This window comes from Pseudoalteromonas sp. NFXS39 (genome assembly GCF_040148775.1).
In the GTDB taxonomy this organism is placed as follows: Bacteria; Pseudomonadota; Gammaproteobacteria; order Enterobacterales; family Alteromonadaceae; genus Pseudoalteromonas; species Pseudoalteromonas apostichopi.
Window position 1 is genome coordinate 343,402 of the sequence record NZ_JAGDEC010000003.1, and the last position, 19,919, is coordinate 363,320.

A 19,919-nucleotide genomic window follows, 5' to 3' on the forward strand; every position below is an offset into this window, starting at 1 on the left:
TTCGTTTAGTTCCAATATTTCCAACCTTGTAAGTAATAGTGCAGCACATTTGGCTCATCAAGTGTCGATACTTTTTCATTGCTAGCGCTAATGTCTGGAGTAAAAATAAACAGTTGTGCGTCATTTTCAGGGCGGTAATAGCGGGTGTTAACAGGCAATACTTGGTGGTTGCTACACATTAAGTTGCAAGCCATAACAAAGCCCCATTCACCAAAAGAAGGCACATTCAAGTGATAAGGCAAGGTATGAGCAAAGCCTGCAGCACTGAGCGTGTTGTTGATAGACCAAAATGCCTGTTTCGCAAAAAATGGACTGGTAGCTTGGGTTACCACAATACCGTTATTTAGCATTCGTGTTTTTACCAGTTGATAAAACTGCTGGCTATAAAGCCGTGCTAAATTGATTGCTTTTGGATCCGGTAAATCAATAAAAATAATATCGAACAGCTGTTCGCTTTGCTCAATAAAGACATAGGCATCTTGATGAATAACAGTCACTTTAGGGTCACTGAGTGAGTGCTTGTTAAGTGTTGTGAGGTTGTGATTAGTTTGCGCAAGCCTAGCGACTGCTGGGTCTAAATCGACGAGGGTAATAGACTCTACTTGCGGGTATTTCAAAAGTTCTCTCGCTGCTAAGCCATCGCCACCGCCTAAAATGAGAATACGCTTTGCATTGCCATGACGCACCATAGCTGGATGAATAAGCGCTTCGTGATAGCGATACTCATCAATCGATGAAAACTGTAAGCCACCGTTTAAATAAAGCCGAATATCATCTTTATGACGAGTCAGTACAATTTGTTGGTAGGGCGTTTGTTCTGAGTGTACAACACGGTCATCGTAGATTTGGCTTTGCCAAATATGGGTGAGCTGTTTACTGGCAAATAAACAAAGCACCAATATTGAGCTAACTAAAACAAGAGTGAGCCTCAGTACTTTTCGACGGTTTGGGCTGATATGGTCGATAAAGTACCACAGCAATAATAGCGCAATACTCAGATTCATTAAGCCAAAGCTTAGGGCTGTTTTAAAAACCCCAAGCCAAGGTAAAAATAAAAAAGGAAACAGTAACGTCGCGAGCAGTGCACCAAAGTAGTCAATAGATAACACGTTGGCGAGGTTTGCTTTTAGCGCATAATGTTTTTCCATTAGGCGACTTAAAAGCGGAATTTCTAAGCCAATCAAAACCCCTATTAACGTGGTGAGTAAAATACTAATTGCTTGCAGTGGTAAGCCAAACGCATAACAGAAATACAGTAATGGCACACTCAAGCCGCCAAGTAGTGCAAGCAGTAGCTCAAAACCAATAAAATACACCAGCAATGGCTTATCAGGCACAAAACGCGAAAAATAAGAGCCAACTCCCATTGCCGCCATATATACGCCAATTGTCAGGGAAAATTGAGTGATGCTATCACCCAAAAAGTAGGCACCGGTAGTTGCAATCAGTAGCTCATAGATAATAGAGCAAAGGCCAGCAACAAAAATACTAAACAGTAAAATGTGGCTTTCGCGAATTGATTTATTTACCACCTGGGCCGCCTCGTGAACGGAAACCTGCACTACCAATACTTTGTTCACGTAATTGTTTATCAACGCTTATCGTGAGGTGGTGATAGGAGTAAACTTGCCAATCTTGCTCTTTGTCACCTTTGCCATATGCCAAGAAAGAAAAGAAGAGCACGGGTGCTAAAAACAGTAAGACAATAGGCCAAACTGAGATACGTGATTCCATTGCTTTTATAGCTTCAGGATTTAACTTATTGATTGGCTTATAAGTGATATCAGTTCCTTCACGCTTTGCCTCTAAACGATGCAGCATTACAAACAGCGCTACACCACCAATAAAACCAGAAATCCATAACAGCGGTAGCATGAAATTGCTGTTACCTTTGATTGGGATAATACGAAATGTATAACTGAAATGTTCGGCACGTTTATTTGGGCCGAAAGTACTGCTGACGTAGGCGCTATATTGTCCCTTTTTAGGGAAGTGAACATCGTGGTGAGTATAGTCACGGTACTCAGTCCATTTACCATCTGAATCGTGTCCGGTTTCAGCCCAAAGTTCATCAGAGTAACTAAATAAATAGTGACCATCAGGGTCAAAAATTTCGATATCAATGGCTTTCCATGAGTTTAAAGGCAGTCTGCCTTTTATTTCTAAGCGCATCATTTGGCCATCTTCTGGCACTGTAAATAGGTAGGCTTTGTCTTGTCCGTCGTAGTCTTTAAAGTTGCCATATTGGCCACTAATAAGTGGCGCTTGTAGATCTGCACGTATCACTAAGCAAACAACAAATGTGATAGCGGCAATTATAAAAAGCTTATAGATGTTCATCCATTACTCCATAAATAAGCTTAAATAGCGATAGTGATGATAACAGCTACACAGATTGCAATGCTGCTTTCAATAACCGCAACAGCGGTGTTTTTGTCGTGCATTGCTTGGTCGAGCGAAATTTTGCTAAAGATAATTTTATCAACGAGGTAACGCACAATTGGTAAAATTAAAAAGCCAAATAATGCGTCAATAAAGAATAAGCTTAAGCTCTGTTGCCAAGTATGAAAGCCACCAATGAGCGCATGACACAAGATAATAGCTAACGCCAACATGGTGCCAGAAAAGCTAAGTGCAACGGCTTTGTTGCCTTTTTCGAGCTGTTCATGAAGATTAAAAGCAGTGAGGTGATCATAGCCTTTGGCAAAAATGATCAGCATTAGTTGCCCTAAAAAGTAAAACACAATGGCCGATAACCAGGTGCCTTCTCCGGTTAATGCGCCACCAATAATCAGTGCCGCGGCCATATAGTTTGCCGCTTGTACTAGGCCTACAGCCTCGTTTTGTTGGTTAATTAATTGCTCTTGGTTACAGAACAAACGCAGCAGTAATTTGTCATTTAAAATACGTGAGCAAGTCAGCAGCACCATACCTAATACGCTGTACAGTGATACATTCATTAAATCACTTAGCAAACCTTGGCTAGGTCCAGCTAAAACAAAGCCATAAATAATGGTAATTGCCCCTAAGTAGCCGCCAATAGATAAACCTAAAGCACTGTTGGCATTATCGGTTAACTGGCTGGTGGTGTTATAAGGGGTCGCTAAATTATACGATAGCTTTGCAAGGGCGATGATTGCAATGAACAGACCTATGTAGGCGCTGTTATAGGCCATAGTTGATAGGTAGTGGGTTAAGTTAATATCCATATAATTTTGTTAGCTTGTTGTTATTTTCCGAAAATATTAACACAGAGTGTTTATTGCAAAGAATATCAAAGCGTCATTTTTGGTAGAATTAATCAATTTCTTAAAAGTTTCATAGCTTTTGCCTGTCTCATTGTTAGGTTATGGGTTAAAATAACAACATAACCAACTAACAAGATAGTGAATGTCAAAACAGGATCCCAATCTCAGTCGAGAACAAGAAAAGTACGAAAACCCCGTCCCTAGCCGTGAGTTTATACTTACTCACTTAGAATCTCGCGCCAAACCAGCAAACTTCACGCAACTTTGTGATGAATTACAAGTGAATGATACAGAGCGTCAAATTGCGTTTAAACGTCGTTTACGTGCTATGGAGCGCGATGGTCAACTGTATTTCAATAAGTTTAAATGCTACGCGTTGATAGATGAATCAGGCCTTGTTAAAGGCAAGGTCATTGGTCATCGTGACGGATTCGGCTTTTTAGAAGTTGAAGGTGAGAGTAAAGATTGGTTTATCGCAAAGCACCAAATGAATATGGTGTTGCACGGTGACATTGTGCTTGCTAAAGGCAATCGTAAAGGCTCAAGTGGTAAATGCGATGCACGTATCATTAAGGTACTGACTAATGAGCGTGCGCCGATTGTTGGTCGCTATTTTGTTGAGCATGGTATTGCAGTTGTTGTGGCTGAAGACCCACGTATAACGCAAGATATTATGATACTACCGGGTAGTGAAAATGGCGCGCGCCACAACCAAATGGTGCAGGTGCAAATTACCCAAAACCCAAGCCGACATATGAATGCAGTGGGCAAAGTCACTGAGGTACTGGGTGAGCACTTAGCACCGGGTATGGAAATTGAAGTTGCACTACGCAATCACGATATTCCCCACGTTTGGCCAGAAGCGGTTGAAAAGCAAGTTGCTCATTTAGGTGAGTTTGTTGATGAACAAGCAAAGCAAGGTCGCGTTGATTTACGTGACTTACCGCTAGTTACAATCGACGGTGAAGATGCCCGTGACTTTGATGATGCCGTTTACTGTGAGCGCAAACCATCAGGTGGTTGGCGTTTATGGGTAGCTATTGCCGATGTGTCGCACTACGTAGGTATGAATACGCCTCTGAATAAAGAAGCGATTGAACGTGGTAACTCAGTTTATTTCCCTGAGCAAGTTATTCCGATGCTGCCAAAAGTGCTATCGAATGGCTTGTGCTCATTGAACCCAGAAGTTGACCGTTTATGTATGGTTGCTGAGATGACGGTGTCAGAAGCGGGTAAGTTGTCTGGGTATAAATTTTACGAAGCGGTGATGAATTCACACGCTCGTTTTACCTACACTAAAGTGAATGCGATTTTACAAGGCGATGAAAAGCTGCGTGAAGAGTACGCCCAAATGGTGCCACATTTAACTGACTTACAGCAAATGTACATGGCACTTAAAGCTGCTCGCCAAGAGCGTGGTGCGATTGAGTTTGAAACCTTAGAAACGCGCTTTGTGTTTAATGCACATCGTAAGATCGAATCAATTGTGCCTGTGGTTCGTAATGATGCACACAAACTTATCGAAGAGTGCATGATTTTAGCGAACGTATCGGCAGCACGTTTATTAGAAAAGCACGAGGCGAGTGCGCTTTACCGTGTACATGATGAACCAGATGCTGAAAAGCTTGGCTTTTTCAGAAACTTTTTATCAGAGCTTGGCATCGAAAGTGCGATTTCTGATGAACCAACACCAAAAGAAATCACCCAAGTGTTGGCAAAACTAGGCGACCGCCCAGAAGCTGAGCTTATTCAAACCATGTTGCTACGCTCGATGAAGCAAGCGGTTTATCAGCCTGATAATATTGGCCACTTTGGTTTAGCTTTACCGGCCTATGCGCACTTTACATCACCTATTCGTCGTTACCCTGATTTGGTAGTACACCGTGCAATCAAAGCAGTGCTTAAAGCACAAGGTCAGCAAACATCCGGTGAATATGCATACACTGATGACGAAGTTGATATTTTAGGTGAGCAGTGTTCAACCACTGAACGCCGTGCAGATGATGCAACTCGCGAAGTAGCTGATTGGCTCAAATGTGAATATATGCAAGACCATGTTGGTGACGAATTTGGTGGGGTGATCTCATCGGTGACTAACTTTGGTTTATTTGTGCGCTTAGACGACTTACAAATTGACGGTATGATCCATGTAACCAATTTAGGTAATGAATACTTCCACTACGATGGTGCTAAGCATTGCTTAATTGGTGAACAAACACACAGCGTTTTTCGATTAGGCGATAAAGTAACGGTTCAGGTTTCATCTGTAAGTCTTGATGAGCGACGCATAAATTTAGTGTTAGCCGGTGAAGCGCAACAAGACCGTTATGCGCGTCGTCGTAGTGCATCGTCAAAACCAAGTGTTCGTGCACAGCTTAAAGCAGGTAAAATTCCTGGTAAAAAAGCACAATCTAGCCGCCCTGAGGCAAAATCAGGCGACAAAGAGAACGAAAAACGTGGCAAGTCTTCTCCTTCTTCTAAAGGGCGAAAAAAGCCCAATAGTAAACAAGCAGATGCTGTAAAAGCTGGCAAGAAGAAGAGTAAGAAAAAAGCCACCAAAAAGGCAAAAAGACCGGGTAAGAATGCCCGCAAACAAAGTAGCCGAGGAGCAAACAATACGTGAGTAATGAATTAATTTTTGGTTTTCACTCAGTTGAAGCAATATTAGCAAAAGAGCCTGAGCGCTTTTTAGAAATATACGCTTTAAAAGGGCGTGAAGATAAACGTTTAAACCCGGTTATTGACCAAGCACGTAAATTCGGTATTTCTGTACAATTTATGCAGCGTAAAGCGCTTGATAACAAAGCAAATGGTGAGCAGCACCAAGGCATTATCGCTAATGTAAAAGCGGCGCGTATGTATAACGAAAAAGATCTTGATGAGATCATAGCCCGTGAAGAAACGCCTTTCTTATTGGTGCTTGATGGCATTACTGATCCGCATAATTTAGGTGCATGTTTACGTAGTGCTGATGCTGCTGGCGTACACGCGATCATCGTTCCTAAAGATAAATCTGCAAAACTCAACGGCACAGCGCGTAAAGTAGCGTGCGGTGCAGCCGAAACAGTGCCATTGGTACAAGTCACTAATCTTGCGCGTACGTTACGTGAAATTAAAGACGCAGGTGTCTGGGTTGTTGGCACTGCTGGTGAAACTGATACTGAGTTATTCGATGCAAATCTAACTGGGCCAATGGCTGTTGTTATGGGGGCAGAAGGTGATGGTATGCGCCGCCTTACTCGTGAGCATTGTGATCTATTAGTTAAAATCCCAATGGCTGGTTCGGTATCTAGTTTAAATGTGTCAGTTGCGACCGGTATTTGTTTATTTGAAGTGTTACGTCAGCGTAATGCAACGCAAATCTAACTACCGCGAAAATTTTAGACACAAAAAAAGCCGATGATACATCGGCTTTTTTGTATCTAATAGTTTAGATTAGATTTTTGCGAAAGCGCCTTGTAGTGGTGGTACTACTTGCTTCTTACGGCTTAATACGCCATCTAACCAAACGCGACCATCTTCTGATTTAGCATCATAGGCAGCTTCGATTACTGATACGTCATCAGACGAAATTAGCATTTCTGAGCCTTCTTTCATGATATCAGTTAACAGTAGTAATACTGAGTGTCGACCGCCTTCTTCTTTAAGCTTTGCGATGTCAGCTTCAAGGTCTGTTTTGATTTCATCAAATACAGCAAGGTCGATAACTTCTAGCTGGCCAATACCTACTAGCTTACCGTTCATGTTGAAGTCTTTAAAGTCACGCATAACTAAATCACGTGCTGGAGTGCCTTCAACAGCTGATTTAACCTTGAACATTTCCATGCCAAGCTCTTTGAAATCTTCGATGCCAGCGATTTCAGCAAGTGCTTCAACACACTTGATGTCTGCCGTTGTACATGTTGGTGATTTAAAGATCACAGTGTCGCTTAAGATAGCGCATAACATGATGCCAGCGATATCTTTTGGAATTTCTACGTTGTAGAAGTCATACATCATTTTGATGATAGTGTTTGAACAACCAACTGGGCGGATCCAACACTCAAGTGGTGTTGACGATGTTAAGTCGCCTAGTTTGTGGTGATCAACAACACCCACAACACGTGCTTCATCGATGTCATCAGGTGCTTGTGTTTTTTCTGTGTGGTCAACAATATAAACGTCTTCGCCTGCATAGCTAAGTTTTAGCTCAGGTGCTTCGAAACCGAATTTATCTAGAATAAATTGTGTTTCAGGCGATACTTCACCTAAACGCGTCGGGATCGCAGGTTCATTGATCTGGTTTTTTAAGTAAGCAAGCGCAATTGCACCGCAAATTGAATCTGAATCAGGGATCTTATGACCCACTACATACATTGACATTGACGGAACTCCTTTAAATTTGGCGGATATTTTAGCAAAGTATCGACAGATTGATACATAACAGACATGAAATTTTGTTGATCAATTACAACTGCCAATTAATGCCCTTTTTGGTTACACTTTAAGATATTGAAAACTGAGGAAGATACTGATGCGCTTGAGCCGAAAAGCATGGAATAATGTGGTGATTATTTCGATGCTATTGATGATTTTTTTCTTCAATGGCCTCCATAAAAAGCTCAATACACAGCCCGTTGAAGAAGGAGTACAAGCATTACTCCCAGAGCAAAGCTTCATTTTGGCAATGGCCTTTCCTGAATTAAAAATTGAGCGTATCGGCACCTCTTGGCGTAGCCAGTCACTACAAGAAATCACTTGGCAAGGCGATGAACAGCAGCTCGAGCAACTTGTTGAGCTGTGGCAGCATCAGCAACTAACTATTGCCAGTCTTCCTGTTAGTAAAATTTCACAGACGTCGGCTGATTATGTTGCTTCAGTGTGGTTAGCCGGGGAGCAGTTGCCTGCAGTGTACCAATTGTACAATATAGATCAGCAATACTATTTATTAGATAAGCGATTACAACGGGTATTTGAGCTTGAACAAGCTGATGCAGCTAAGTTATTTCCGTTATATCCGTTTTAAGAGAGTCACAGATGCCTGAATTACCAGAAGTTGAAGTTAGCCGTTTGGGAATAACGCCGCATGTGCTTAACCAAACAGTGACCAAAGTAAATATTCATAACGCCAGTATGCGTTGGCCAGTGCCTGATGATGTATATCAATTACAAGGACTTAAAGTTACTTCAGTGGAGCGCAGAGCAAAATATTTATTACTTGGTTGTGAGCTAGGTAGTGTAATTTTGCACCTAGGTATGTCGGGTAATTTACGTGTTGTGGGTGCTGATGAACCATTAAAAAAACACGATCATATTGAATTTATTTTAGCCTCCGGTAAAGCATTAAGGCTGAACGACGCGCGTCGATTTGGCGCTTGCTTATGGCAAGCGCCAGGTGAATGCCATACTTTGCTGACCAAGCTCGGACCAGAGCCGCTAACAGATGAGTTTACTGCAAAGCGTGTTTACGAGCAGTCTAGAAATAAAAAAGTACCTATTAAACAGTTTGTTATGGATAACGCTGTGGTGGTTGGCGTGGGTAATATCTATGCCAATGAGTCGTTATTTAAGGCTGGAATTCATCCTAAACGAGAAGCTGGCAAGGTGTCTTTAAAGCGTTATCAGCAATTAGTGCCTATTATTAAAGAAACACTTGCTGCAGCTATAACGCAAGGCGGCACAACGTTAAAAGATTTTGCCCAAAGTGATGGTAAGCCTGGTTATTTTGCCCAGCAATTGCTGGTTTATGGTCGTAAGGGTGAGCCATGTGTAAATTGTAAAGAACCATTAAAAGAAATTAGATTAGGACAAAGAAGCACAGTGTATTGTTCTAATTGTCAAAAATAACAATGAACCCTTCATCTATGTAGTATTGCAACAGGTAGCAAGATAGAGACAGGCTTAAGGAATGAGAAGGTTGTATGCTATTAAACAAATACGTCATAGGATGTGTGTACTTGGCGGCACTGGTAGGTTGCTCTAAAGAACAACCTCAAGTTATCGTTGAAGAAGTGGTCACTGCTGAGGTTAAGCAGTTTGATGTGCCTCTGTATGGGAATTACGTGGCACGCACAGATGCTTCGCTTGATGTTGAAGTGCGAGCGAGGATTACTGGTTTTGTGCAAAGCGTTGAGTTTGTTGAAGGTAGCTGGGTAAACGAAGGAGACTTACTCTATACCATAGATGATAGGCCTTACCGGGCTAAGCTTAATCGCGTTAAAGCTGCACTACAAAAAGACCAAGCGGCACTTGCTAAAGCAAAGCGAGATGTTACCCGTCTAAAACCCCTTTACGAGCAAGACGCAGCAAGCCAACTCGACTATGACAATGCAATTTCTATTCAAGAGCAAGCGCAAGCGTCATTATCAGCAACCCAAGCTGAACTTGAAGAAACTAAGCTCGATTTAGAATATACCCGTATTACGGCACCAATTAGCGGCATGGTTGGCAGCTCTGAAGCCGATCTTGGTGCTTTGGTCGGTAGTAATGGTATTTCACTCCTTACCACCATTCAGCAAATAGACCCTATTTTCGTTAATTTTAATATGTCGGCACTTGATTACTTGAATGCCAAGCGGCGCATGACCAGCATGATGGAGCAGCTACAAGCCGAGCAAAAGGGCAAGGCGCTAGAAGGCTTTGTACGTATTTCTTTGCCTGATGGCAGCGAGTATCGATATTGGGGCGATGTGAGCTTTACTGATCCTAAAATCAGCCCTAAAACTGGTACTTTCAAAGTTCGGGCAAAACTGCCTAACCCAAACAGTGAATTGCTACCTGGGCAATATACAAAAGCACGCATTAAATTATCAGAGCTAACTGATGCTATTGTCGTTCCTGAGGAAGCTACACAAGTAGAACAGGGCGGTATTTATGTTATGGTCGTGCTTGATTCAGGTGAGATAGAGCGGCGCTTTATTGTCGTTGAACATTACGGTGAACAGGGAATTGTTGCCAGCGGTGGCTTGAGTGCGGGTGAGCAAGTAGTGGTTAAAGGTTTGCATCGCATTCGCCATGGCCAGCAAGTTAAAGCTATTTCTTTAGAAGAGTTTGAAAAACGCCAAATAACGCCTAACACTGACAATATTCCACTCGCTCCAGATAAATCGACCAAACAAAATGATGAAAATAATCAGCAGGGAGCTTAACTATGTTTTCGCATTTTTTTATCAAGCGACCAGTGTTTGCAATTGTCATCTCGTTAGTTATTTTACTGACAGGGTTGGTGTCGCTATTCACGCTTCCTATTGATCAATACCCTGATATTGCTCCGCCGTCGGTTAAAGTGTCTGCTTCATTTCCTGGAGCAACTGCAGAAACCTCGTCTGAGTCGGTCGCGATTCCACTTGAGCAAGAGCTTAATGGCACGCCGAATATGTTGTATATGGAGTCAAAAGCTACTAACTCTGGTAGTGTTGGAATTACACTCACCTTTGATGTTGGCACCGACCCAGATCTCGCCCTTGTTGATGTACAAAACACCGCAAGCCAAGCTGGCAGTAATTTACCGGTTGATGTGCAAACTGAAGGGGTGAATGTCTCTAATGAAAGTTCGGTTGAGCTATTGAAACTGGCACTGACCTCTGATGACCCTCGCTATGACGAAATCTATTTGAGTAACTACGCTAGCATCAATGTTGAGGCGGCTTTAAAGCGTGTTCCGGGGGTTGGTAAAGTGCGTAACACCGGCTCGCGTTCGTATGCTATGCGGGTCTGGTTAAAGCCTGATATTTTAGCGGGCTACGAGTTAACCGTGAATGATGTGACCGCAGCAATCAAAGCACAAAATAAAGAGGCCGCTGCAGGGGAGATTGGCGCTCAGCCAATGAGCGATGCAATTAAGCTTAACTTTCCGGTACGAGCGCAAGGAAGGCTTAATAAGGTTGATGAATTTAATAATATTATGCTGCGAGTTAACAGCGACGGCTCGATGATCCGCTTGCGTGATGTTGCACGGGTTGAGCTTGCTTCATCGGCTTACACTTTAAATTCAAAACTAAATGAACAGCCAGCAACTATTTTGCAGGTTTATATGTTGCCCGGCTCCAATGCATTAGCTGTAACAGAGCGTGTTAAAGCCGAAATGGATCGCTTGAGCGCGGCTTTTCCTAAGGGCGTGAAGTGGCAATTATTTTATGATGCCTCTGAGTTTATCAAACTGTCGATTAATGAGGTGATCAATACTCTTATTCAAGCTTTGATCTTAGTGATCTTGGTGGTTTATTTATTTTTGCAAAACTGGCGTACTACCTTGATACCAGCTTTAGCTGTGCCGGTGTCTATAATTGGTACTTTTATCGCCCTTGCTGCATTTGGTTTTACTATTAATAATGTCAGTTTATTGGCCATGGTCTTGGCGATAGGCATAGTCGTTGATGATGCTATTGTGGTGGTCGAAAGTGTTGAGCGGTTGATCAATGAGCAAAATATGGATGTTGTTGCTGCGACTAAGCAAGCGATGACAGAGCTTTCTGGGGCAATTGTTGCAACTTCCTTAGTACTTGCTGCGGTGTTTGTACCTGTATCGTTTTTAGCAGGTATTACAGGCATCATGTACCGAGAATTTGCGATTTCAATTACCGTTGCGGTACTCATTTCGACCCTAGTTGCGTTAACCTTGAGCCCTGCTTTATGTGCGATTTTCTTAAAACCTAGCCTCCCATCAAACAATAAGATTTTTGTTAAATTTAATAATTGGCTTGAAGGTGTTGGCAAAAAATACACCTGGCTTGTAAAGGCATGCTCTGAAAAAGCAAAACGTAGTTATATTGGCTTTTTTATAATGCTAGGTGGCTGTTACTTTGTGTTCAGCCAATTACCAAGTAGCTTTATGCCGCAAGAAGATCAAGGACGCTTTTTTGTTGATATTACCTTGCCAGATGCGGCAACGGTTTCACGTACCAATGAGGTGATAAGTAAAGCCAACCAATTTGTTATGAACCATGCTGGGGTAGCTTATTCATTCACGCTAGCGGGTGAAAACCGCCGTGCTGGGAGTGCGCAATCACATGGTCAAATGGAAGTTATTTTACAGCCATGGCAAGTGCGTGCAGAACAAGGTTTTAGTGTTACAAGTGTGATGAATGATATTCGCAAACAACTGTATGCTATCCCTGATGCGGAGTTTAATGTGTTTCAGCCATCGGCTGTGGCGGGGCTTGGTTCGGGCTCTGGTGTTGAGTTTGCGCTGCAAGAAAAAACAGGAGGCAACTTAACGAGTCTGGTTGAATCGCTCGAGGTACTGCTGGCAAATTTAAATAACCGCCCTGAAGTTGCTAAAGCAAGTAGCTCACTGCGTGGCTCAGTACCTCAGCTGTTTTTAGAGTTAGATAGAGAAAAAGCCATGGCGCTAGAGGTGCCGATTGCCGATGTTTACAGCACAATGAAAGTGCTTACTGGCTCATCAACAATTAATGACTTTAATTTATTTGGCCGCGTTTATCGGGTTAAAGTTCAGGCTGAAGATGAATTTAGGGCACGCCCTGAAAACCTCAACGAATTTTATGTGCGTTCAAAAAATGGCGCTATGGTGCCATCAAATGTGCTTGCTAAGTTAAATTTAACAACCGGTCCGTCTGCAATAAATCGCTTTAATATGTTTACCAGTGCCATGGTGAATGTATCGCCTGCTGAGGGTTATGCATCGGGTGATGTAATTAACGTGATCAAAGAAGAAATGGCAAAGCTACCACCTAATCTTGGTTATGAATGGACCGGTTTAACCTATCAAGAAATTCGCTCATCGGGTCAGCTTGGTATCGCGATAACTCTTGCTATCGTGTTTGTATTTTTATTTTTAGCAGCGCTCTATGAAAGTTGGAGCTTGCCGTTTGCTGTACTACTAATAAGCCCCATTGCCATGTTAGGGGCCTCTGTATTGACCTTAATGACGGGGCACGAAAATAACTTATTTTTTCAAGTTGCCTTTATTGCTTTGATAGGCCTTGCTGCTAAGAACTCTATATTGATTGTTGAAGTAGCAAACCAGCTTTATCAAGAAGGCATGAATGCCACTGATGCCGCGATAGAAGCGGCCCGTTCACGGTTTCGGCCTATTTTAATGACCGCAGCCTCTTTTGTACTTGGTGTTTTGCCTTTAGTACTAGCATCTGGCCCCGGAGCAGTTGGTCGGCAGTCGGTATCTATGCCTATTTTAGGAGGTATGTTATTAGCAAGCTCTATCGGCATCGTTTTAGTGCCATTGTTTTTTATTACCGCAGCACGCTTTGTAAAAAAACAGCAAACACCAGCGGCCTATAAAGCATTAGTAAAGGAGCAAGTTGATGCATAAACTGTTGCCATTGCTTTGTTTCGCTTGCATTCAAGGTTGTGCTGTAGGGCCTGATTTTGAAGTACCTGAACATAGTGAAGTTGTTAATTTTATGGGGATAACAGCTACGCCTCAGTCGGAGGCTTTAGCAGGCTGGAAGCAAATTTATAGCGACCCTCATTTGCAAAAGCTGATTAGCCAAGCGCTGATCAATAATCAAGATATGTTAATTGCACAATCGAAAATTATTGAAGCGCGTGCTCGGTATCGGATTGCTGATGCAGCCTTATGGCCTGATGTGAATGTAGGTCTCACCTCGGAGCGGGAAGAAGAGCTTAATAGCAGTCCAGAAAACACTTTTGATTTAAAAGGTTACTTAAGCTGGGAGCTAGATTTATTTGGCAGCAACCGACGCGCAAGCGAAGCCGCACTGGCAAATTATTATAGCCAAGAACAAGCTAGAACTGCATTGCAGTTAGCCTTGATTGCTGATGTAGCGCAGCAGTTTTTTGCCCTCAAAGAAGTTGAAGAGCAATTAAAGATCAGCCTGAGTACAATTAAACTTCGCGAGAAAGAGCTTGAAATTGCGCGTATTCGCAAAAAGGGCGGCATTATTTCTGGGCTAGAGCAGCGCCAAGCTGAAGTTGAACTTGAATCAGCGAAGGTTAAAATCCCACCTTTGCAGCATAATGAAAGGCGCATTACTAATCAGTTGAAGTTCCTAATTGGTGATGCCAATGCCGATGTGCAAGGTGGCAATGAGTTATCTGTGCAAACCCTTCCTAAGCAACTACCAACAGGGTTACCTAGCGAGCTTCTAAAACGCAGGCCAGATGTGCAGCAAGCAATGTATCAATGGCAAGCGGCAATGGCTGAGATTGGTGTCGCAAAAGCAGCGTTATTTCCAAAACTTAATTTGTATGCTGAACTTGGCAGTGAAAGTACTGATTTTAGTGATTTGCTCGCCAGTAATTCGCAGGTTTGGCTGTTAGGTTCAGAGTTGTTAATGCCAATATTCAATATGGGACGCAATCAGGCAAATTTAACGGTAGCGGAACAGCGGGCATACCAGGCCAGTATTAAATATCAAAAAACAGTGCTGGTGGCACTGCAAGAAGTGAGCAATCAGCTATCTAATTATCAGTCGGCAGAGCAAAGCTATGATGCGCAACGGAGTTTGGTGCTCAGTAGTCAAGATTACTATCGATTAGCACGTCTTAGGTATAGCAATGGTGTTGCCAGTTCCCTTGATTTAATGGATGCGCAGCGTCAGTTATTTTCGGCAGAAATCGCCTTATCACAAGCGAAAAATGATCGCTTACAAAGCTTAGCAACCCTCTATAAAGCTCTTGGTGGTGGATGGTATGAATTGAGCGATCAGGAATTAGAAAAAGAAAAGGTGGTTGATTAATTTAAAGAGCATGCTAAAGCATGCTCTTTAAAGTTTATAACTCAAATGGTGCTACACCCACCGCTTTCATCTTGTAGCCAACTTGAGCAATGTCACCAGACCAAGTTTCTGTGCTGATAACACCTGTCACTACAATCGCATCGTATAGGCTCTCGATTGGTACACCGCCTTTGATGGTGACATGCACAATTTGATTTGGCGGTGGCGGCGGTACATGAATACATGCGCCGAAATAAGGTACGAGTAAAAATTCAGTGATCACTTCGCTGTCACCTTCAAGTGGTACAACAAAGCCTGGTAAACTCACTGATTTACCATCAAGTTCTTTAACTACTGGCGCATCAAGGTCAGGTTGAACCCAGTTTTGCTCGCTACCTTCATGGTTTGCTTGTGCTTGAGTGTCGATTTGTACATGACCTTTTGGAATTAAATCTTCCCAGAAGATTTCTTTTGGAGCGCCAGCATTAGCAGCTACACACACGAATAATGCGACTAAAGCGACGAATTTTCGAAAAAACGGCATAACATTCCTTAAATTTTAATACTCATGCCATCAGCAAGAGAGTAGAAATACGCGCGGGTTGCAGGAATTAACCCAACAATAAAGCCTGCGACCATTATCGCAGCTAATAACATGAGTTCATAGGATGACAATAAAGCTATATTTAGGCTTATTCCGGCATGACTTTGCAAGTAATCTGCGCCGAGCAACATTAAGGCATAGAACAAAGCGGTGCCAACAACACAGCCGAGCCCTGTTATGAGTAAAGACTCGACACTGATCAAAGTGAAAATATGCCATGGTCTGGCCCCTACAGAGCGCAAAATAGCAAGCTCCCTGCGGCGTTGATTAAGGCTAGAAAGGAGACTCGTTAACATGCCAAGTAAACTGATCAGTACCACCACAATAGAAAATAACAGCAAGATTTTTTCCACGATAGAAAGCATTTCCCATAGTTCACGCAGGGTAACACCTGGCATGATGGCAAGCAGTGCTTCATCTTTGTATTGGTTGATATTACGACGCACTTGTAAGGTATAAAGCGGTGAATCAAAGCCAAGTAAAAAAGCGGTTATTTGTTTTGGTGTACCAACGAGATCAACATCATCATGATGGTCGTGGTCGTGGTCGTGGTCGTGGTCGTGGTCGTCTGTAGCAGTTAGGGCTGGTTCATGCTGATGCGAATGGCTGCCATGAATTACGTCAATTGCAGCTAGCGGAATATGCAATGTTTTATCAACAGGTGTACCTGTTGGCTTTAAAATACCGACCACTTTAAATGGATTATCGTCATGATTATGAAAGCTGGTATTGCCCATACCATGAGCAATCACCACTTCATCGCCTAGCTGATAACCTAAGGTATTGGCAACCTCTGCACCTAATACCACTTCAAACAAATGATTAAATGCATGACCTTGTGAAAAGCTTAGCTGCTGCTTTTTAGCAAAGCGATAGTGCTCAAAATAGTCTTTATTTGTTCCAAGTACAGCAAGACCTTTATGGCTGTCGCCTAGCGACATAGGAATAGCCCATTTAACACCACGTTGTTCAGTGATGTATTGGTAACTTTTCCAGCTCACGCCATTGTTAGCATGACCAATACGAAACACCGAAGATAGCAACAGTTGAATGTCACCGGTACGAGCACCGACAATTAAATCAGTGCCCGAAATTGTATTACTGAAGCTACTTTTAGCATCAACTCGAACGCGCTCAATCGACATTAGTAACATTACGCTAATGGCTATTGTAAATAATGTGAGTAGGGCGCTGGCCTTACGGTTTAATAAACTTTTTACGGCGAGTTTAACGAGTAGCATGTGTACCTCCTTGTAAATCGACAAGGCTGATACTACGGCTAAATAGTGTTTGTAGAGTTTCATCATGGCTAACAAACACCAGCGTGCTGTTAGCCGCACTTGCTTGCTCAAATAACAACTTTACAAAAGCTTGGCGATTTTGCATGTCGAGTGCTGAAGTTGGTTCATCTGCAATGATAATTTCAGGGCTGCCAATAAAGGCTCTTGCTGCGGCAACTCTTTGCTGCTGACCAATACTAAGCTGTGCAACTTCTTGATGTTGCAGGGTATCGTTTAGTCCTAGAGCGCTGAGTAAGCGGCTTGCCTCTGCTGTTATTGTTGTACTATTTTCTAATGCTTTTTTTTGCCTTTGCTTTGAAAACTGGCACCCCAAGGTCACATTTTCAATAGGCGATAAATAAGGGAGTAAATTAAAGTTTTGAAAAATGTAGCCTATATGATCGGCACGAAAACGGTCTCGTTTACTATTATTAAATTGGTTTATCGCTTTACCGAGGAGTTCAATACTCCCTTGTGTTGGCACTGTAACACCAGCGAGCAGTGATAATAAAGTTGATTTACCACAGCCACTCGGGCCGTGAAGAAAAACATGTTCGCCTTGATCAATATGTAATTCAGTAATATTGATCGTTGGCTCAGGTTGTTTTGTGTGCCACTTGAATAGCACGTTTGCAAGCGTGATCATAACGACCTATCAATTGTTACCATCGCCAGTAATTTAAATTTCTACGCATTTTAAAGTTACGAATAAAATTACGTGGTTTTGGCTTAAGTGCTGGATTGCTCAATAGTAATTCATTGCTTGCAGCAAGTACACGTTGACTCGATAAGCCGTCCTGATACGGGTGTAACTGTTGGCAAAAGTGTTCAATTTTAGCCATTAATTCAGGTGGTCGTGTGAAAGCATAATCAATTGCCTCAGTTAGCTTATCGGCATCAGTGATATCTATAAGGTGTTCTCCAGGTGCTTGGTTACAAAAAGTCACGACAGGTTTTCTTTGTAAGATAAACATAAGCAATATAGAGGAAGTATCACACAGCATGACATCCGCCGCTTGCAACAGCGGTAATACATTATCTGTCTCTACAAAGGTTAGATTTTCGTTTTGTAGAGCCTTGTATTTATCAACAAGCTCGCTTGGCATTTTTGGGTGGAATTGCATTAAAATTCGCCACTTACCTTGCTCACTGTATGCTTTAATTTGTTCGTATAATTTAGGTGCTAGAGAGAGATTTCGAGAAAAAGTTGAACAAATTAAAAGAGTTTGTCTTTTATCGCCTTCATCTACGTATGGATTGTTGTCTATTTTTGAAAATAATGGATCTAGAGTAGGCCAACCTGTTTCTTTAGTTAAAAAGAAACCATGCTTTTCAGCTAGTTCCTCAAACTTAGAAGTTGTATTAGGGCCTTGTGTACAATATAGGTCAAAGCAGCCTCTAATATTAAAATGATCTTCGTACCCTTTTCTATTTAGTTTTCCAGAGTTAAATCCATGAAAGACAGCTACTTTTTTTCCGGGTATAAAGTTAGGGATGACATTTCCTGGGATGTATGAAATATTCGGCTGCCACTGGATGACATCTTCTATAGTTTCTAAACTAGATTCATCTGGATGCAAGAAATGCTTATTTACTTCATCACCCTCTAAAAACCACTTAACCTCACCGCCACGCGCTAAAATCTCCCGTTGTAATGGGCGCAAAATCGCGTACGAATAGTTTTGCGAAATATACATTAAGTATTTTTTTTCTTTTGTAGCTGCTAAGTAATCCAAGAAAACCTCCTATTGCGAGGCAATATTATAACGAAATATTGTTTATGACAGCAAAATTGCAGAATAATTAAGTTTTTATTGTATTTGGTGCGGTCAATTGTAAGTAGATAATCGGGCAATGATTGAGCTTTCAAGGCGTCTAGATTATTATAGGCGGCCATAACCCCAATCCCATACATGTGCTCACAAGAGCATGCCAAATACTTTCGGAGATAGCATGACTAGCTATAAAGTTTTAGACGTAAACGATGATTTACCGATCCGTACTAAAGGTGCAGTACACAGCGGTAAAGTGCGTTCAGTTTATTGGTTAACTGATGAAGATAGCGCTCGTTTAATTAATGAAAAAGGTTATCAAGTTCCAAAAGGAACTGAGCTAGCTATTATGGTTATTTCTGACCGTATTTCTGCGTTTGATTGTATTTGGCAAGGTGAAAACGGTTTAAATGGTGTGCCAGGTAAAGGCATTGCATTAAACTCAGTGGCATCTCATTGGTTTAAGTTATTTGATAAAGCAGGTCTTGCTGGTAATCATATCGTTGATATTCCTCATCCTTATGTATGGATTGTACGTAAAGCAAGCACTGTAAAAGTAGAAGCTATTGCGCGCCAATATATTACTGGCAGCATGTGGCGTGATTATGCAAAAGGCACCCGTAATTTCTGCGGTATTGATTTACCAGAGGGCTTAGCTGCGAATCAAAAGCTAGATGAAGTGTTAATCACGCCATCAACGAAAGGCATTATCACAGGTGTTGCTGACATTCCTGAAGTAGATGATGTGAACATTACCCGTGAAAACATCACGAATAACTTAGCTGTTTTTAACTTTAAGTCTGAAGATGATGTTGCTAAATATGAGCAATTACTTGTTGAAGGCTTCAAGCTGATTAGTGATGAACTTGCACAGCTAGACCAAATCTTTGTCGATACTAAATTTGAATTTGGTTATGTTGAAGATATTGATGGTTCAGATAAGCTTATCTACATTGATGAAGTGGGCACGCCTGATTCATCACGTATTTGGGATGGCCCAGCTTACCGTGACGGTAAAATCATTGAAAACTCAAAAGAGGGTTTCCGCCAGTTATTAATTAATAACGTGCCAGACAGCGATGTGTTATTAAATAAAGACCGTATGGGCGAGCGTGAGCAGCTTGCTAAAGACTACACCTTGCCAGAATCAGTGATGCTTGAAGTGTCTGATACCTACGTTGGTATTGCGAGTAAAATTATTGGGCAAAAAATCACTATTCCAAGCGATCCACGAAGTGAAGTCATCGCTATATTAGATAACGATTACGGCTTAATTAAGCACGATTAATTGCTGTTTTTAACTTAGTTATGCTCTAAGTTAATATTATTAAAGCCAAGTTGGTTTTCTAGTAAAACTGCTTGGCTTTTTTCTTGCT

General features: G+C 42.0%; 16 protein-coding genes. 8 read left to right on the forward strand and 8 right to left on the reverse strand.

From position 1 onward, the window contains the following. Positions 1-5: 5 nt before the first annotated feature. The 3 genes from J3455_RS07730 to J3455_RS07740 are packed head-to-tail and all read right to left on the reverse strand — an operon-like array spanning position 6 to position 3,209. Positions 6-1,532, reverse strand: a complete 1,527-nt coding sequence (locus tag J3455_RS07730) for a polyamine aminopropyltransferase (protein ID WP_250661222.1) — start codon at positions 1,530-1,532, stop codon at positions 6-8. Then, complete coding sequence (locus J3455_RS07735) at positions 1,522-2,340, reverse strand: hypothetical protein (RefSeq protein ID WP_239976907.1); 819 nt, start codon at positions 2,338-2,340, stop codon at positions 1,522-1,524. The genes J3455_RS07730 and J3455_RS07735 overlap by 11 nt, the downstream gene beginning before the upstream one ends. A gap of 20 nt (positions 2,341-2,360) precedes the next feature. Then, a complete protein-coding gene (locus tag J3455_RS07740; protein ID WP_130050569.1) occupies positions 2,361-3,209 on the reverse strand; it encodes a DUF350 domain-containing protein in 849 nt (282 codons plus the stop codon). Positions 3,210-3,390: 181 nt separating this feature from the next. On the opposite strand from J3455_RS07740, the gene rnr reads away from it, so the two are divergent. Together rnr and rlmB are read left to right on the forward strand one after the other, a co-directional pair. After that, entirely contained in the window at positions 3,391-5,871 is a 2,481-nt protein-coding gene (gene rnr / locus J3455_RS07745; RefSeq protein WP_349561472.1) for a ribonuclease R, read from the forward strand. Continuing rightward, positions 5,868-6,614 (forward strand): 23S rRNA (guanosine(2251)-2'-O)-methyltransferase RlmB, encoded by a 747-nt coding sequence (gene rlmB / locus J3455_RS07750; RefSeq protein ID WP_054561023.1) that lies wholly within the window; start codon positions 5,868-5,870, stop codon positions 6,612-6,614. Before rnr ends, rlmB begins: the two co-directional genes overlap by 4 nt. Before the next feature lie 69 nt (positions 6,615-6,683). Here rlmB and J3455_RS07755 read toward each other — a convergent pair whose 3' ends face one another. After that, entirely contained in the window at positions 6,684-7,610 is a 927-nt protein-coding gene (locus tag J3455_RS07755) for a manganese-dependent inorganic pyrophosphatase (RefSeq protein WP_295505231.1), read from the reverse strand. 151 nt (positions 7,611-7,761) lie between these two features. On the opposite strand from J3455_RS07755, the gene J3455_RS07760 reads away from it, so the two are divergent. From J3455_RS07760 to J3455_RS07780, 5 genes are all read left to right on the forward strand, one after another. Continuing rightward, a complete protein-coding gene (locus J3455_RS07760; RefSeq protein WP_349561475.1) occupies positions 7,762-8,253 on the forward strand; it encodes a hypothetical protein in 492 nt (163 codons plus the stop codon). An 11-nt stretch (positions 8,254-8,264) separates the two neighbouring features. Next, positions 8,265-9,074, forward strand: coding sequence for a bifunctional DNA-formamidopyrimidine glycosylase/DNA-(apurinic or apyrimidinic site) lyase (mutM, locus tag J3455_RS07765; RefSeq protein WP_130050573.1), 810 nt, complete (start codon positions 8,265-8,267; stop codon positions 9,072-9,074). 74 nt (positions 9,075-9,148) lie between these two features. Continuing rightward, positions 9,149-10,375: an efflux RND transporter periplasmic adaptor subunit gene (locus tag J3455_RS07770; protein WP_349561476.1), complete on the forward strand. Its 1,227-nt coding sequence runs from the start codon at positions 9,149-9,151 to the stop codon at positions 10,373-10,375. 2 nt (positions 10,376-10,377) lie between these two features. Next, entirely contained in the window at positions 10,378-13,518 is a 3,141-nt protein-coding gene (locus J3455_RS07775) for an efflux RND transporter permease subunit (RefSeq protein WP_349561477.1), read from the forward strand. Beyond that, the gene (locus tag J3455_RS07780) at positions 13,511-14,908 is read left to right on the forward strand and encodes an efflux transporter outer membrane subunit (RefSeq protein WP_130050576.1); all 1,398 of its coding nucleotides are present in this window, start codon (positions 13,511-13,513) and stop codon (positions 14,906-14,908) included. The genes J3455_RS07775 and J3455_RS07780 overlap by 8 nt, the downstream gene beginning before the upstream one ends. Before the next feature lie 34 nt (positions 14,909-14,942). On the opposite strand, the gene J3455_RS07785 is transcribed toward J3455_RS07780, so the two are convergent. The 4 genes from J3455_RS07785 to J3455_RS07800 are packed head-to-tail and all read right to left on the reverse strand — an operon-like array spanning position 14,943 to position 18,507. Further along, positions 14,943-15,431 carry a DUF3299 domain-containing protein gene (locus tag J3455_RS07785; protein ID WP_130050577.1) on the reverse strand — a complete coding sequence of 163 codons (489 nt, stop codon included), beginning with the start codon at positions 15,429-15,431 and terminating at the stop codon, positions 14,943-14,945. Positions 15,432-15,439: 8 nt separating this feature from the next. Then, positions 15,440-16,732, reverse strand: coding sequence for an ABC transporter permease (locus J3455_RS07790; RefSeq protein WP_349561478.1), 1,293 nt, complete (start codon positions 16,730-16,732; stop codon positions 15,440-15,442). Continuing rightward, positions 16,719-17,417 (reverse strand): ABC transporter ATP-binding protein, encoded by a 699-nt coding sequence (locus tag J3455_RS07795; protein WP_349561479.1) that lies wholly within the window; start codon positions 17,415-17,417, stop codon positions 16,719-16,721. The genes J3455_RS07790 and J3455_RS07795 overlap by 14 nt, the downstream gene beginning before the upstream one ends. Before the next feature lie 16 nt (positions 17,418-17,433). Further along, positions 17,434-18,507: a CDP-glycerol glycerophosphotransferase family protein gene (locus tag J3455_RS07800; protein ID WP_349561481.1), complete on the reverse strand. Its 1,074-nt coding sequence runs from the start codon at positions 18,505-18,507 to the stop codon at positions 17,434-17,436. A gap of 217 nt (positions 18,508-18,724) precedes the next feature. On the opposite strand from J3455_RS07800, the gene J3455_RS07805 reads away from it, so the two are divergent. After that, positions 18,725-19,831 (forward strand): phosphoribosylaminoimidazolesuccinocarboxamide synthase, encoded by a 1,107-nt coding sequence (locus J3455_RS07805; protein WP_130050580.1) that lies wholly within the window; start codon positions 18,725-18,727, stop codon positions 19,829-19,831. The last annotated feature ends 88 nt before the right edge of the window (positions 19,832-19,919 follow it).